At 56.5% G+C, this 16,095-nt stretch carries 11 protein-coding genes; 10 read left to right on the top strand and 1 reads right to left on the bottom strand.

What is annotated here, in order from left to right:
• Positions 1-100 precede the first annotated feature (100 nt).
• The 6 genes from JOY50_RS20290 (at position 101) to JOY50_RS20265 (ending at position 9,259) form a co-directional block, all read left to right on the top strand.
• A complete protein-coding gene (locus tag JOY50_RS20290; RefSeq protein WP_243055750.1) occupies positions 101-1,318 on the top strand; it encodes a site-specific integrase in 1,218 nt (405 codons plus the stop codon).
• Positions 1,311-2,825: a site-specific integrase gene (locus JOY50_RS20285; RefSeq protein WP_243055749.1), complete on the top strand. Its 1,515-nt coding sequence runs from the start codon at positions 1,311-1,313 to the stop codon at positions 2,823-2,825. Before JOY50_RS20290 ends, JOY50_RS20285 begins: the two co-directional genes overlap by 8 nt.
• Entirely contained in the window at positions 2,818-4,809 is a 1,992-nt protein-coding gene (locus tag JOY50_RS20280) for an integrase (protein ID WP_243055748.1), read from the top strand. The genes JOY50_RS20285 and JOY50_RS20280 overlap by 8 nt, the downstream gene beginning before the upstream one ends.
• 2 nt (positions 4,810-4,811) lie before the next feature.
• Positions 4,812-5,216, top strand: coding sequence for a hypothetical protein (locus JOY50_RS20275; RefSeq protein WP_243055747.1), 405 nt, complete (start codon positions 4,812-4,814; stop codon positions 5,214-5,216).
• A 197-nt stretch (positions 5,217-5,413) separates the two neighbouring features.
• Positions 5,414-8,011, top strand: a complete 2,598-nt coding sequence (locus JOY50_RS20270; protein WP_243055745.1) for a hypothetical protein — start codon at positions 5,414-5,416, stop codon at positions 8,009-8,011.
• A gap of 255 nt (positions 8,012-8,266) precedes the next feature.
• Positions 8,267-9,259, top strand: a complete 993-nt coding sequence (locus tag JOY50_RS20265; RefSeq protein WP_243055744.1) for a hypothetical protein — start codon at positions 8,267-8,269, stop codon at positions 9,257-9,259.
• 387 nt (positions 9,260-9,646) lie between these two features.
• Here JOY50_RS20265 and JOY50_RS20260 read toward each other — a convergent pair whose 3' ends face one another.
• Positions 9,647-10,135, bottom strand: a complete 489-nt coding sequence (locus JOY50_RS20260) for a heme-binding protein (protein ID WP_132846733.1) — start codon at positions 10,133-10,135, stop codon at positions 9,647-9,649.
• 321 nt (positions 10,136-10,456) lie between these two features.
• On the opposite strand from JOY50_RS20260, the gene fdnG reads away from it, so the two are divergent.
• The 4 genes from fdnG to fdhE are packed head-to-tail and all read left to right on the top strand — an operon-like array spanning position 10,457 to position 16,059.
• Entirely contained in the window at positions 10,457-13,525 is a 3,069-nt protein-coding gene (gene fdnG / locus JOY50_RS20255) for a formate dehydrogenase-N subunit alpha (RefSeq protein WP_138737139.1), read from the top strand.
• Positions 13,525-14,475: a formate dehydrogenase subunit beta gene (gene fdxH / locus JOY50_RS20250; protein WP_019471898.1), complete on the top strand. Its 951-nt coding sequence runs from the start codon at positions 13,525-13,527 to the stop codon at positions 14,473-14,475. Before fdnG ends, fdxH begins: the two co-directional genes overlap by 1 nt.
• Positions 14,472-15,128: a formate dehydrogenase subunit gamma gene (locus JOY50_RS20245; RefSeq protein ID WP_132846736.1), complete on the top strand. Its 657-nt coding sequence runs from the start codon at positions 14,472-14,474 to the stop codon at positions 15,126-15,128. Before fdxH ends, JOY50_RS20245 begins: the two co-directional genes overlap by 4 nt.
• 4 nt (positions 15,129-15,132) lie before the next feature.
• Positions 15,133-16,059, top strand: coding sequence for a formate dehydrogenase accessory protein FdhE (gene fdhE / locus JOY50_RS20240; RefSeq protein WP_243055743.1), 927 nt, complete (start codon positions 15,133-15,135; stop codon positions 16,057-16,059).
• The last annotated feature ends 36 nt before the right edge of the window (positions 16,060-16,095 follow it).

The following is a 16,095-nucleotide window of genomic DNA, read 5'->3' as shown; positions in this document are numbered from 1 at the left end:
CCCGCACTTGCGGGGTTTCTTCGTTTTGGGGATGTAAAAAATAACTTGTTGGATTTTATTTTGGTGCACACCATGTAAAAAAGTAAATTATGGAGGCGTGATGGACATATCGATGCGTAGATTCGTGGCTGCTGACGGCGAGCGGTTTGCGGTGCTGGTTGATGGTTCAGGTATGCCTCTTTACTACCCCACTCTTTTCACCACGTGGCATCTGCGGTCGCGTTCCTTGGCCGCCAATTCGATTGCGAATGCGTTGAATGCGATCAAAGCCCTGTACGCCTGGGAAGCTCAGGTCGGCATTGATCTGATGTCGCTCTTTTCGCAAGGCGAGCTACTTGGCGAAGAGCGAGTGAGGGGGCTCAGCGACTTCTTGCAGCTTGCTCTCGCTCCCGAGCACCGAGATAAAAAGGTTGTCCCGATCACTCGACGGCCAAAGACGGTCGGCACCAGTAATCACTATTTCAGGTTGACCGTTGTGGCCGAATATTTGGGTTTTCTGGCCAAGCGGCTGTGCCCATCCAGTCGGGGTGATAGGGAAATCAAGCTGATGGTGGCGTCGATCAGGGCTAACCGTCCCAGCAAGCCCAACAAATCAGTATCGGACAAGGACGAACGATATCTGGACGAGGCCGTTGTGGAGGCACTGGAACAGGCGCTTAGGCCTGGCTCGGAACACAATCCGGCCAAGGATCATGCAGTGCAGTTGCGCAATGCATTGATGTTCATGATTCTCCGCCTGACTGGGCTTCGCCGGGGAGAGCTGCTGAACCTCAAGGTCGATGATGTGGATTTCGCCAAAAACACTCTGCGCGTGGTGAGGCGTCCTGATTCGAAGGGCGATTCACGGGCCCATCAGCCTACGGCCAAGACTCGTCAGCGAACGATTCCACTCACGCCGGAACTCATCACCCAGATTCACGAATACGTGCTCCGCTATCGGAATAAATTGCCTGGGGCGAAGAAGCATGGGTACTTGTTTGTGACCCACAAGGAAGGCCCGACTCAAGGTCGCCCACTCTCGATCTCAGCCTTTCAGAAGTGGATGTTGGGCGTCGCCTCTATCATCGAGGACTCTGGCGTCCATGCGCATGCCCTCCGGCATCACTGGAATTACGCCTTTTCCCAGCACAGCGACGCCACGGAGATGTCCTCCGTGACAGAAGAAAAAATTCGTTCCTATCTGATGGGATGGGAAGAGACGTCTGGTACGGCGCGAACCTACAACAAGCGGCACACCAAACAGAAAGCCGCCGAAGCTGTGCTTGCACTTCAGAAAAAGTACCTGAAAAAGTCCGGTGATGAGGTGACTGGTGAATAAGAATGCTCTTCAGGCAGCTGTAGTTGACTGCTTTTACTCCAGGGATGGGTATGTGGTGCATTTCAGCACTGAACGATGGAAATTGAGCAAGGACGTTACCATTCCCATAAGTTCTCTTACGCCCTACTTGCAGGAAAACGAGTATTCAGTCCGGCGTGTATTGGAGTTCTATGCCAGGACGGCTGCGCCTTGGCATACAAGAAATATCTTCGGTCGCTTTTTACATTACTGCGAGCAGATGCAAGGCTCTGAGCTGTTTTCCGTCGTTTCTTTGATTTCCTACCGATCATCGCTAGATAAGAAAACAGAGTGGTACATGGGGGTGTTGCGCGGGGCGATCCGTCAATGGTCGAGGCTTGGATACCCAGGTATCTCTGATGAGGTTTTGACCCTGCTGAATAAGTGGGTCATCAAGGGGAACGAGAAAGGCTTCGCTGTCCAGTCAATGTGTCCCGAGAATGGCCCGCTAACCGATATTGAGCTCCAAGGGGTTATCGCTGCGGTGGTCAATGCATTCACCGAGCAGCACCTTTCATTGGAAGAGACGTGTCTGTCAATGATATTGGCCATGACGGGGCGTCGCCCTGGCCAAATCGCGGCACTCAAACTCAAAGACTTGGATTCCAATACGCCAGGGAGCTACTGGATCAATTTCCCCAGGGCTAAGCAGCGAAATACACCCTGGCGCTCTGCATTCAATCGCTTTGCGATTGTTGAGGATCTTTGGCTGCTTTTGCAGCAGCAAGCGGAGTCTGTGAAAACGGCCTTTTCCGAGCAGGCAGGCGGCCCGCTGTTTGAGAAAGTACAGAATGAGTTGCCGTTGTTTCCCGTATCGCATTCTCTCGAGACCGATTCCGATGTCGAGGTGTTGCTGGACAGCGACCGGCTGCATATCCCCTCCAAAGAGGTGTATTGGGCGATGATGCGAGTTGCGAAGAGGATTGCGGTTATCAGTGAACGCACCGGAGCGTCTATCGCCCTCAACCCTAATCGCTTCCGCTACACGCTTGGCACGAATCTGGCCCGTGAAGGGAGAGGGGAGTTGGTCATTGCTGAGGCGCTGGATCACTCCGATACCCAGAACGTAGGCGTGTACGTCAAAAACATCCCTGAGATCGTCGAGCGCATCGATAAGGCCGTCGCCTTGCAGCTCGCACCGTTTGCCCTGGCGTTTCGAGGCGTCCTTGTTACCTCAGAGCGTGAGGCACGCCGAGGCGATGATCCGAGCAGCCGAATCTCGAACGGCAGGGCCAACGTAGGCACCTGTGGCAGCTATGGCTTCTGTGGCGCATTGGCACCCGTCGCTTGTTACACCTGTGCCCACTTCCAGCCTTGGCTCGATGGCCCCCACGAAGAGGTCTTGGATCGCCTGATCGAGGAGCGGGATCGGGTTCGAGACAACTGCGGAGATCTGAAGATCGCCTCGACCAACGACCGATTGATCTTGGCCGTGAGTGACGTGATCAACCGTTGCAAAGAGGCCAGGAGAGAGGTTGTGTATGGCTGACATACTACTGTTCACCCCCAAGCATCAGCGTGACAGCCAGAAGAATCTGGACGATTTCATTGCGATGTGTCGTGACCGCCTGACGGTATTCGGGGCAGACTTGGACTGGTATGCCAATGCCTGGCCCAAGGTCGGTAACTTTACGGTGATGGGGGCGCCCTCGAGGGGCTATACGACTGATCAGTTGCTGAATGCAGACATCATTCTCTTTTCCAAAGCCTATGTTCGGTACCAACAAGGTCACACCCCCACCAAGCTCAAAAACGAATTCAAGGCGATCCGCTGCATTGAGAAGGCTCTGCTGACGGTCAAGGGCAAAGCGGACATTACGCAGGTAGATCAACTCGTCATGGACGCAGCGGGTCAAGTTGCGAGGGAATATGAGGCCACGGGCTATCAGGCAGGTGTGAGCTTGGTAAAGCTTGTGGAGTTCCTCAATGAAAGTCGGATCGTTCCCGACCAGATTACCTGGCGAAATCCCATCTGCAAGCCAAAAGAGATAGACAGGACAGACGCGGAAGGCAAAAGAAAACGAGCAGAAAAGCTACCAGAGGATCACTGGCTGGAAGCTATGGCGGAGATGTTTGCCAACGATCTCGTGAGTGCCCGGGATCGTTTCACCACGTCCGTATTTGCGCTGCTGATGTGCGCGCCATCTCGCGTGTCGGAGGTTCAAGACCTGCCGGTGAATTGCCTGCATCCTGAAGCAGATGACAAGGGTGTCGAAAGACTAGGGCTACGGTTTTATGCCGGCAAAGGTTACGGGTCGGATATTAAGTGGATCCCGACCATATTCAAGGATATTGCCACTGAAGCCGTGCGTCGGTTGACCGAGTTGTCTGCTCCAGGGCGGGCCTTGGCGAAATGGTATGAAGACCATCCTTTCAGGTTTTACCGCCATAAAGATTGTCCAAATGTACTTGAAAACCACCCGCTAACTAATGAGCAAGCCTGTATGGCGCTTGGTATTAAGGCTATGAAAGGGGCATTGGACGCGTTTTTTTCGAAATACGAACCATATCATGCTTTGAAGAAAAATGGCGGTCCGCTAACGCTTGCTTTTCTAAATGACTACTGTCATAGCCGACTTCCTGTCGGATGGCCTTGGAAAAATCGGGAGCGAAATATTAAGTACTCGGAGGCACTTTGTTGCTTCAGGGGGCACGAACTCCATTCGGTCTTCAGTCCGAGCCCTATCAAAATATGGATGCCCGGTACGAGTACTTTAACCACTGACCTAAACTTCATTGACGGCCAGGAACGTAGCATCTGGAAGCGGCACGGTTACAAGAATCCAGATGGCAGTGAAATCTCGATGACTTCTCACCAGGTGCGTCATTTCCTCAATACCGTGGCACAGCGTGGTGCATTGGGGCAGCTAGACATCGCCAAGTGGTCAGGGCGGGCCAACATCCATCAGAATGCTGTATACAACCATATGAGAGACGATGAGTACGTTGAGTTAGCCAGGAGTTGTGGTGTCGGTGGGATACTTGACAAGATCAAGGCCAGCTTGCCCGTTACCTATGCGGATCTGGAGGCTGCAGGGGACGGTATCGCTCATGTCACTGAGTATGGATTCTGCGTACATGACTACGCGATGCTGCCCTGCCAGAAGCATCGGGATTGCTTGAATTGCACCGAACAGGTTTGCGTGAAAGGCGACGTGACAAAGCTTGATCGTCTAAGGCAGCAGCGTAATTTGACCCATATGCAACTTGAAAAGGCCGAGGCGGCAGATACTTCAGGAACCTATGGCGCCGACCGCTGGAGCCAGCATCAGATCAAGACCTTGGAGCGACTTGATCAGTTGATTCAGATGCTTGAATCACCCGACCTCCCGAACGGAACTGCCATTCGACTCAGCAATGATCAAGAGTACACCCCGTTGAAGCGAGAGCTTGCTGCCCGCCAGTCCTCCCGCAGGCTCCCTTCATCAGAGCCCGACATTGATGAGCTGCGAAATCTGCTGGGAGCCTTCTAGTTATGGCCAAGCATCTAACGACAAGAGACATTGAGCTACTGGTCGGCCTGATTGATGGGTGGGATGGCAAACTCACCTGGGATGCTTTGTGCAACGAAGCCGAAGGCTTGATTGGTACACGCCCAACCCGACAGACCCTCAATGCGCATGCTCGAATCAAGAGCGCGTTCGGTGATAAGAAGACCCAGCAGAAGGCGGGTTTCAAGCCCACGAAGCGTCCGGAAAGCCTAGCGATTGCGGAGCATCGCATCCATCGTCTGGAAAATGAGAACCAGCGTCTGAAGGCTGAGAATAATCGGCTGCTGGAGCGCTTCGTTCGGTGGCAGTACAACGCTCAAAAGCGTGGCCTTTCCCAGGCGGTGCTTGATGCCCCTCTGCCGGAGATTGATCGAGATTCTGCGGAGTAAACCAAGTCGATAACGAAATATAACGTAGATGCGTTCCTGGCCAAGGGAATGGAAAGGCTAATCTGGATTTTCGGCACAGCTGCAGATCTAGGACTGTGGTCACCTTTGCAGAAGGCGGCGAGTTCATTTTATAGTGGCTAAAAGCCATGGTGCGGCTATCTTTCCGAATTGCGCCTCGACAGAAGTGGAGAACAGGGATGTCTGATCTAGCGAATGAAGCGGTTGGAGTCAGTGACTTCGAAAAGTGGCTGAATGACCGTAATGGTTGGCTTCAGACTGCCGCCAAACAGCTCATCGATAACAAACGCTTGCCGAATGAGGGCGAGCTTGCAGAGCTGGTTCGACTCTGCAAGCTGGAGGCGGCCAAACAGGGTGATCCTGGATTCCTGAAGGTGGCTCCTGGTGCATTTTCGGCTGGGGCGGTGCAACGGGTTGTGCGGGTCGAAGAGTTAACCCAAGTCTTCGGGGTTAACGCGATTAAACCTGGTGCATCTCTACCATTCGGAATGGGCAGTTTGACTGTCATCTACGGGCAAAATGGTTCGGGGAAAAGTGGTTTTGCTCGTCTGCTCAAACAGCTTTGTGGATCTCGTTCACGGGACGAAATCAGGCCGAACGTATTCAGCGATGAAGAGCATGCTTGCAGTGCTCAATGCCGAATCACGATTGATGGCAATTCCCGAGATATCAATTGGCACCCTGGCGCCGAGCCCCACGCGATGCTCAAGTACGCCCAAGTTTTTGATTCAAAAGCCGCAACTCAGTACATGGGGCGCACTGAGTCAAGCTATGAGCCGAGCAGCATGCGGTTCATCTCCATGCTCATTCAGATTTCAGGCATGGTTTCTGATGAGCTGGGGCGGGAGAAGGGAAAGCTCGTTAGTGCCCTTCCACAGTTCCCAGGTGATCTTTCAGATACCGCTGAGAAGGCCTGGTTCTCCTCTCTCAAAGCCTCCGTTTCTCCTGAGAAGGTCGAGGCGTATTGCCGGTATGGAAAAGATTTGGACGACGAGCGGGTCAAGGCTGAGGCTCTGCTCGCGGAAAAAGATATCGGGGGGCGCTTGGTTACGATTGGCAAGGAAATTGTTGCCACCGAAAGCATCAAGCAGGCAATGAAGCTGTTGAAAGAAGGCCTCACCGACGAGAAGGCTGATGAGCTGTCGAAGGCAAAAGTATCAGCGGGTGCGGCGAGAAAGGCGGCCAACGAAGTTGCGCAGCAGGCATTCGCGAATGCTCCTCTCCAAGGCGTGGGTGAGACGGCCTGGAAACTTATGTGGGAGCAGGCGCGCGCCTATTCCGTTGCTCATGCATACCATGGTCACGAATTTCCCTTTACTTCAGACGGTGCGCACTGCGTGCTCTGCCAGCAAGAGCTTACGGCTGAGGGCGCCAGTCGGCTCAAAAGCTTCGAGGCTTTCGTCACCGCCGGCCTCGAGACTGCGGCGAAAGCTGCGGAGGCCGCCAGTACGGCACTGATCGCGAAGGTAATTCAGGTGCCTTCGGTTGAAGACTGGATTGCGCGACTGGCTCAGTTGCAGTTCGACGAAGCCACGGCCCGCGCCTTGTATGAGTCATTGAAGTCTAGGCGAGCCCAGTTTGTGGAATGTGCTGCCGTGGGAGATATCTCTGCATTCGATTGGGCTCCTATCGATCTGGCATTGGAAAAACGAGCTGCCGACTTGCTTGCTGAGAAGACCAGCCTCACCCAGCTGCAGCAGGATGGGCAACGGCAGCAGGTCGAGAAGCGAGTGAAGCAACTCAAGGCGCTTCAGTGGCTGGCCCAGAACAAGCCGGCGATTCTCGCAGAGCGTGAGCGGCTCTTAGCTGTCGATCTGCTGGATAAAGCTACTAAGTTAACGGCCACCAATTCGTTGACAACCAAGCGCACCGAGCTTGGGCGCACCGAGCTTGATGCTGGATATCAGGCCCGCTTTGATGCGGAGTTGAAGTCCCTTGGTGGACGGCGGTTACCAGTTGTGCCGCAGAGCAGGGCTCAAGGAAAAGGAGTTATCACATTTGGGCTCGCCCTTGTCGGTGCTCGGGCGGGTTTCACCCCCGATGTCGTACTCAGTGAAGGTGAAACCCGCATTGTTGCACTGGCGGCATTTCTGGCCGACACAACTGGTTCGAACCAGCTTGCCCCCTTCATCTTTGACGACCCGATTTCGTCTTTAGATCAGGATTTCGAGGAAAGGGTTGTTACCCGGCTTGTCGAATTGGCGAAGACCCGGCAGGTCATCATCTTCACTCACCGCCTCTCGTTGATTGCACTTGTTGAGGCTGTAATAAAGAAACACAGTGAGAATCCCACTAACGAGAAAATTACCCACACCGTGCAGTCGCTTCGACGTCTTGATAAAGTCTCGGGAATTCTGGCGCAGCACAGTCTACGAGATGCCAAACCTGACAAGGCGCTTAATGCGGTTAGAGATCACGTCATCCCCAGGCTCAAAAAGCATCAGGCCGATGCGGACGCCGACGGTTATGACCTCGCCGTGAAGAGCGCTTGTAGTGATTTTCGGATCATCTTGGAACGAACGGTGGAGTTCATCCTCTTGAATGACGTAGTTATTCGTTTCAGACGGGACGTCATGACTAAAGGGAAACTAAGAGGTGTTGCCAAGGTGATGGCCGAAGATTGCGATTTTATCGACCGGTTAATGACCAGGTATTCAGTGTACGAGCACTCACAGTCAGATGAGTTACCTCAGATTCCGGTCGAACTAGATGATTTCGAACGGGATGTGTTGGAGCTCATTGCATGGATGGACGAGTTCAAAGGTCGAGTCTGTTAATTTCAAATGGCGAACTGTCTTTGGTAATGGGCGCTTGCGGGCTTGCGCGCAGTTGGTAGTGCCATTTTTATCTTTTTATTGGTGCAGGCGCTTGCGGGAGTGAGTCGTAGGGCACTTCCCCATCCTTGTTAGCTAATTTAAAAGTAGGCGTAGATTTTTGATGCTGCTGCTCTCAGTGTCGAGAGCCAATTTGATGGGGTTAGAAGAAGATCCAATTCCATTCCTTCAGGTTTCTAAATGAGGATGAACGTTCCAATGAAAAGAAAGTTTGTTACTGAATTTGGGCTTGGCTACATGAATAGCTATACGTCCATAGTGACGGCACACCAGTTGTTGCTCGGCGGTGACATTGATCCTGCTGATCAAGAAAATCTGAATAAGTGTCATATTTACATTATTGCTGCAAGGCCTTCACCCTACTTCAAGCCCGAAAAGTTAAAGCATGAAAATCATATGCTGTCGGGATCGGTCTGCTATCGAATCGATGGGGTTGAACACGAAATTCCATTCGAGGGATATCCTTGGAAATTGGATGGCAATGATTTTAAAGTCGAATGTAAGTATCCTTTCCGGGAAGTTGTTAGCTGTAACCTAGATGGTAAGAAAGGGGATACGTACGTACCCGCTAGCGCACTCACCCTTATGTATCTGCGAGAGGATGATAGAGGGGCCTGCGATCTGAACCGCTACGAAACACTTTATGTCGGTCAGGCCTTTGGCCAAGGCAACCGCTCCGCTCACGACCGACTCAAAAGCCATTCGACACTACAAAAAATCCTTGCTATGACTAATCATGACTATCCAGACAAAGAGATCATGATATTTATGTATCAGTTCGAAAATGATCAGATATTTACTTCTATTGATGGAAGGGCCAAAGATGCGGACAATTCTGACCGAAATGAGATGCGGCTCATGAATACTATCCGTAATCCTCCAAATAAGCAGCAAAAAATTGGTATGATTGAGGCGGGATTAATTCGATATTTTCAGCCTCGCTACAATGAAATATTTAAAATTAAGTTCCCTTCTACCAAGCACAAAGTTTTGAAGTCGTGCTACGAGCTAGACGTGACTTCGCTTATCGTGGAGTTAGACTCTACCGATCTCAATTATTATATGTGCTCTCCAACGGTGGCAGCTAAAAACCATCACATCGTAAAGCTCGATCTGGTTTCTTCTAAGGAAAGATACTCCTTCTTCCATGCAACCGGTTTTGTGGAAATGCCGGACATTATCAAGGGCTAAGCGTGCAAGAGTCATACGCCTATGAGAGCGATCAGTACATCCGTTGGACGCATGCTGTCCTCGATAGCTATGGCAGCTTCTATGGCCTGATCGGCTTTGCTTCAGAAGCGCTTGGTGCTCTTCCCTAGGTTCCATACGAACTGTCCACTAGCAGCTGGGGGGCGAAATCTTGACCAAGGTTTCGCCGTCAAGCGTAAAGAATTTAGGGTTATGAGAGCCTAAATTTAACAAAAATCTTTACGGTTATTATCAGTGAGCAAGGTCCTTAGCGGGTTTTTACTATTTTTAAGTGCTATAGGTGTTCATTACCCTTCTGATTCGAGCGGTCAGGCGTCACGCAAAACCAGAAACCCAGGGCAGTTGCCCTGGGTTTTTTTATGCGTGAACTCAGGCATCGCCATCCAGCGCCGCCTGGGCGAATTGCGCGTCCAGTTCCGGCGTAGCGCCGCTGATGCCGATGCCACCGATATGCTGGCCGTCGCCGTCGATGATCGGCAAACCGCCGCCCAACAGGGTGAAGCCTGGCAAGGATGCGTAGGGATTGGCGGGTAGTGCGGCGCTACGGTCTGCCAGCGAGCTGGAGGAAAGCGGGAAGCGAGCAGAAGTCGAGGCCTTGAGTTGCGCGACCTGGATGCTGCCGCTGCTGGTGCCGTCCATGCGGTGGAAGTGCTTCAGGTTGCCATGGCTGTCGACGATGCTGATGACGATGGCATAGCCGTGGGCACGGGCAGCGCGCTCGGCGTTGGCGGCCATTATTCGAGCGGCTTCGGAAGTGATGGGGGACGTAGGCGTGGTTTTCGGAGGATCAGCCAGCGACGGGGCCGCCAGTAATAGCGAGACCATCAAGAGTGCGACGCGGCTGCAGTTCTTGTTCATGTGAGCACCATCCCGAGGATTTTTCGCGAAGCTAGCAAGCGGCGGTCGCCCTTGGATGTAGTCCGTTTCTGAAGTTGACGTGGGGCTACTGCCTGGCAGAGGGTTTTTTTTCTTTTAGTTACATGTCAGGCAATGAAGTGGGCCGCTAGGTACTCAGGCAACCACAAGCCATGCACCAACAGCATCGCCCCTGACCCAGGTCATCGCACGTTTCGGATTCTTGACTAGTCTTACCTGTTGGCGGCCGTCAAAACCGCCACCGTGACTACCAAGAGGCGCCGGCCATGTTCCGCGCGTCCACCACCTGATCAGGAGTGCACGATGGACCTCAACCGTCGGCAATTCTTCAAGGTCGCCGCCGTCGGCCTTGGAGGCTCGAGCCTGGCGGCGTTGGGCATGGCCCCGACGCCGGCATTCGCCGAGCAGGTGCGTCACTTCAAGCTGGCGCATACGAAAGAAGCTCGTAACACCTGCCCTTACTGCTCGGTCGGCTGTGGCCTGATCATGTACAGCCAGGGCGATGCGGGCAAGAACGTCAAACAGAGCATCATTCATATCGAAGGTGACGCCGACCACCCGGTCAACCGCGGCACACTCTGCCCGAAAGGCGCCGGCCTGCTGGACTTTATCCACAGCCCAAGCCGCCTGCAGTACCCCGAGGTACGCAAGCCGGGCAGCAAGGAATGGGTGCGGGTCAGCTGGGACGAGGCGCTCGACCGCGTCGCCGATCTGATGAAGCAGGACCGCGACGCCAACTTCATCGAGAAGAACGCCCTGGGGCAAACCGTCAACCGCTGGCTTACCACCGGTTTCCTTGCTGCCTCCGCCGCCTCCAGCGAGGCTGGCTACCTGACCCACAAGGTCGTCCGCGCAACAGGCATGCTGGGGTTCGATAACCAGGCACGTGTCTGACACGGCCCGACGGTGGCAAGTCTTGCCCCGACGTACGGCCGTGGCGCCATGACCAACCACTGGTCCGATATCGCCAACGCGAATCTGGTCCTGGTGATGGGTGGCAACGCAGCAGAAGCGCACCCGTGCGGCTTCAAATGGGTGACCGAGGCCAAGGCGCACAACAAGGCGCGGCTGATTGTGGTCGACCCACGGTTTACCCGTACCGCTTCGGTGGCGGACTACTACGCGCCGATCCGTACCGGTACCGACATCGCCTTCATGGGCGGGCTGATCAATTACCTGCTGAGTACTGACAAGATCCAGCACGAATACGTGCGCAACTACACCGACGTGTCGTTTATCGTCAAAGAGAGCTATGGCTTCGAGGACGGGCTGTTCAGCGGCTACGACGAGGCCAAGCGCGTGTATGCCGACAAGTCCGGCTGGGGTTACGAGCTGGGTGAGGACGGTTTTGCCAAGGTCGACCCGACCCTGCAGCACCCACGTTGCGTGTTCCAGCTGATGAAGCAGCATTACAGCCGCTATACCCCGGAACTGGCCAGCATGATCTGTGGCATGCCGCAGGATGCCATGATGAAGGTCTGGGAAGAGATCGCCACGTGCTCGGCACCGGGCAAGACCATGACGATTCTCTACGCACTGGGCTGGACGCAACACTCGATCGGTGCGCAGATCATCCGCAGCGCGGCCATGGTTCAGCTGCTGCTGGGCAACGTCGGCATGCCAGGTGGCGGGGTCAACGCCCTGCGCGGGCATTCCAACATCCAGGGCCTGACCGACCTCGGCCTGCTGTCCAACTCGCTGCCGGGTTACCTGACCCTGGCTGGCGATGCCGAGCAGGACTATGCCACCTACATCGACAAGCGCGCATCCAAGCCGCTGCGCCCGGGGCAACTGTCGTACTGGCAGAACTACGGCAAGTTCCATGTCAGCCTGATGAAGGCCTGGTACGGCGCCAACGCCACGGCAGAAAACAACTGGGGTTATGACTGGCTGCCCAAGCTCGACGTGCCTGCCTATGACGTGCTGCGTATGTTCGAGATGATGAGCCAGGGCAAGGTCAACGGCTACGTGTGCCAAGGCTTCAACCCGATCGCTGCGTTGCCGGACAAGAACCGCGTGACAGCGGCGTTGGGCAAGCTCAAGTGGCTGGTGATCATGGACCCGCTGGCTACCGAAACCTCGGAGTTCTGGCGCAATGCCGGGCCATTCAACGATGTCGACACGGCCAGCATCCAGACCGAAGTGATCCGCCTGCCCACCACCTGCTTCGCCGAGGAAGATGGCTCGCTGGTCAACAGCAGCCGCTGGCTGCAGTGGCACTGGAAGGGCGCCGACGGACCGGGTGAGACCCGTACCGACGTGCAAATCATGAGCGAGCTGTTCCTGCGCATGCGCCAACGCTACCAGGCCGAGGGCGGCGCCTACCCTGACGCGATGATGAACATCAGCTGGCCGTACAAGATTCCCGAAGAGCCATCCCCGGAGGAACTGGCCAAGGAGATGAACGGCTGGGCAGTCACCGACGTTACCGACGCTACCGGCGCCACGCTCAAAGCCGGCCAGCAGCTGTCGGGCTTCGGGCAGTTGAAGGACGATGGCAGCACCGCGTCCGGCTGCTGGATCTTCGCCGGCAGCTGGACCGAGCAGGGCAACCAGATGGCCCGTCGTGACAACAGCGACCCCTACGGCATGCATCAGGTGCAGAACTGGGCCTGGGCCTGGCCGGCCAACCGCCGCATCCTCTACAACCGTGCCTCCAGCGACCCGCAAGGCAAGCCGTGGGACCCGGAGAAAAAGCGCCTGGTATGGTGGAGCGGCAAGGCCTGGACCGGCACCGACGTGCCGGACTTCAAGGTCGACTCGCCACCGGAAGCGGGGATGAACCCGTTCATCATGAACCCCGAAGGCGTGGCGCGCTTCTTCGCCATCGACAAGATGGCCGAAGGCCCGTTCCCGGAGCACTACGAGCCATTCGAAACGCCCATTGGCATCAACCCGCTGCACCCGCAGAACAAGAAGGTGGTCAGCAACCCGGCCGGGCGCATTTTCGACTCGGTGTGGGACACCCTCGGCACGCACGACGAGTTCCCGTATGCGGCGACCACGTACCGGCTGACCGAGCACTTCCACTTCTGGAGCAAACATTGCCGGCTCAACGCCATTGCCCAGCCCGAGCAGTTCGTCGAGATCGGCGAGGTGCTGGCCAATGAGAAAGGCATCAAGGCCGGTGACCGGGTGCGGGTGTCGAGCAAGCGCGGGCATATCGATGCGGTGGCGGTGGTGACCAAGCGGATTCGCCCGCTGCAGGTCAACAACCAGACCGTGCACCAGATCGGCATCCCGCTGCACTGGGGCTTCACCGGTGCCACCCGGCATGGCTACCTGACCAACACCTTGGTGCCATTCCTGGGTGACGGCAACACGCAGACGCCGGAGTCCAAGTCGTTCCTCGTCAAAGTGGAGAAACTCTGATGGCCAGCCAAGACATCATTGCCCGCTCGGCCACCACCACCGTACCGCCCTCGGTACGCCAGCAGCAGGAAGTCGCCAAGCTGATCGACACCACCAAGTGCATCGGCTGCAAGGCCTGCCAGGTGGCGTGTTCGGAGTGGAACGAGCTCCGTGACGAGGTCGGCCACAACCACGGCACCTACGACAACCCCCAGGACCTCACCGCCGAGACCTGGACCCTGATGCGCTTCACCGAGCACGAGCGCGACGACGGCAACCTGGAGTGGCTGATCCGCAAGGATGGCTGCATGCACTGCGCCGACCCCGGTTGCCTGAAGGCCTGCCCGAGCCCGGGGGCCATCATCAAACACGCCAACGGCATCGTCGACTTCAACCAGGACCACTGCATCGGTTGCGGCTACTGCATCACCGGCTGCCCGTTCAACATCCCGCGCATCTCGCAGAAGGACCACAAGGCATACAAGTGCACGCTGTGTTCCGACCGCGTGAGCGTGGGCCTGGAGCCCGCCTGCGTGAAAACCTGCCCGACCGGGGCGATCGTGTTCGGCAGCAAGGACGAAATGAAGGTGCATGCCGCCGAGCGCATCGTCGACCTGAAGTCGCGCGGCTACGACAACGCCGGTCTGTACGACCCGGACGGGGTCGGCGGTACGCATGTGATGTACGTGCTGCACCATGCCGACACGCCCAGATTGTATGCCGGCCTGCCGGACCAGCCGGTGATCAGCCCGCTGGTGGGGCTGTGGAAGGGCTTCACCAAACCGCTGGCGCTACTGGCCATGGGCGCGGCGGTGCTGGCCGGGTTCTTCCACTACGTGCGGGTTGGCCCGCAGCGGGTAGAGGAGGACGAGCACCCAGCGCCGCCCGATGACAGCGTGCACCAGGTGGACCCGGCGGTGCATGTCTACGATCCGAAGCAGCCCGGTGGGCAAGGGGAGCAGCGGCCATGAACGACAACAAACCCATCCTGCGTTACAACGCCAACGAGCGGACCAACCACTGGATCGTTGCCATCCTGTTCTTCATGGCCGGGCTTTCCGGGCTGGCGCTGTTTCACCCGGCGCTGTTCTGGTTGAGCCATCTGTTCGGCGGCGGGCCGTGGACGCGCATCCTGCACCCGTTCATGGGCGTGGCGATGTTCGTGTTTTTCCTCGGATTGGTGTTCCGCTTCTGGCGTGCCAACTTCATCACCGCCAACGACCGCCTGTGGTTGCGTCGCATTGATCGGGTGATGGTCAACCGCGAAGACGGCGTGCCCCCCATTGGCAAATACAACGCCGGGCAGAAACTGCTGTTCTGGACGCTATTGCTGTGCATGCTGGTGTTGTTGATCAGCGGCGTGGTGATCTGGCGGGCCTATTTCAGTCACTTCTTCGATATAGGCTCGATTCGCCTGGCATCGCTTGCCCACGCACTGGCGGGCTTCGTGCTGATCCTCAGCATCATCGTGCACATCTACGCCGGTATCTGGATCAAGGGCTCGATCGGCGCCATGCTGCATGGCTGGGTCAGCCGCCCCTGGGCGCGCAAGCACCATGCGTTGTGGTACCGCGAAGTGACTGGCGACAAGACGCCGGGCGATCACGGACGAAAAGAAGGATGAGCGCTTGAGCACGATACTTGAACCCGGGCAGATCGAAGCGTCGGCGGTAGCGCCGCCGTTCCTGCACCTGCCCCCCGCCAATCTGTTCGAACTGCGCGCTGCGCGCCTTGAGCAACTGTCCGATGGCAATGCCCTTGGCGACTATCTGCGGCTGATCGCACGGTTATGCCGCATCCAGCAGCTGCTTGTGGATAACCCACCCGGTGGCATGCCGGTGGCCGAGGAGCGTCAACGCCTGTGCATAAGTCATGGCTTGCCGCCGCTGGCGGCCGATAGCCTGGTGCGTGAAGGGCCGTGGCTTGTCTGGTTGCAGGCCCTGCTTGAGCACTTCAGCGGCGCTACAGGGGGCCCGTTGGGTGAAGCGTTGCAGGTGCTGCGCGGCAGCGATGACGACCAGCGCAAGGGCTGGGGCATTGCCTTGCTGGCGGGTCAATACGACGCGGTGCCTGCTGCATTGGTGCCGTTCCTTGGGGCCGCGCTCCAAGCGGCCTGGTCCAGTTGGTTGCTGGCACTGCCGACGCCCGAGCTTAAACCCGCCGGTAGCCTGGCCCAGTGTCCGGCGTGCGGTTCGCCGGCAATGGCCGGGGTGGTGCGTAACCGCGGCAAGCACAATGGCCTGCGCTATCTGGCCTGTTCGCTGTGCGCCTGTGAATGGCATGTGGTGCGGGTGAAGTGCGTGTACTGCGAGTCGAGCAAGGACTTGCGCTACACCAGTCTTGAGGATGACCGCCATGCGCCAGGCAAGGCGCCGCTGCGTGCGGAGTGCTGCCCAGGGTGCAATACGTACCTGAAGCAGAATTATCTGGAAAACGACGCTGCGGCCGAGGCGCTGGCCGACGACCTGGCCAGCCTGGTGCTGGATATGCGCCTGGACGAGGAGGGCTTCCATCGCCTGGCACCCAACCTGATGCTCGCGCCGGGTAGTGGGTGAGTGTCTACACTGGAACACCGAGTTGCCTTCTTCGCG

It is taken from the genome of Pseudomonas sp. BP01 (assembly GCF_022760795.1).
In the GTDB taxonomy this organism is placed as follows: Bacteria; Pseudomonadota; Gammaproteobacteria; order Pseudomonadales; family Pseudomonadaceae; genus Aquipseudomonas; species Aquipseudomonas putida_Q.
Note: the sequence above shows the minus strand (reverse complement) of the source record. Positions and strands in the feature narration are given on the sequence as shown.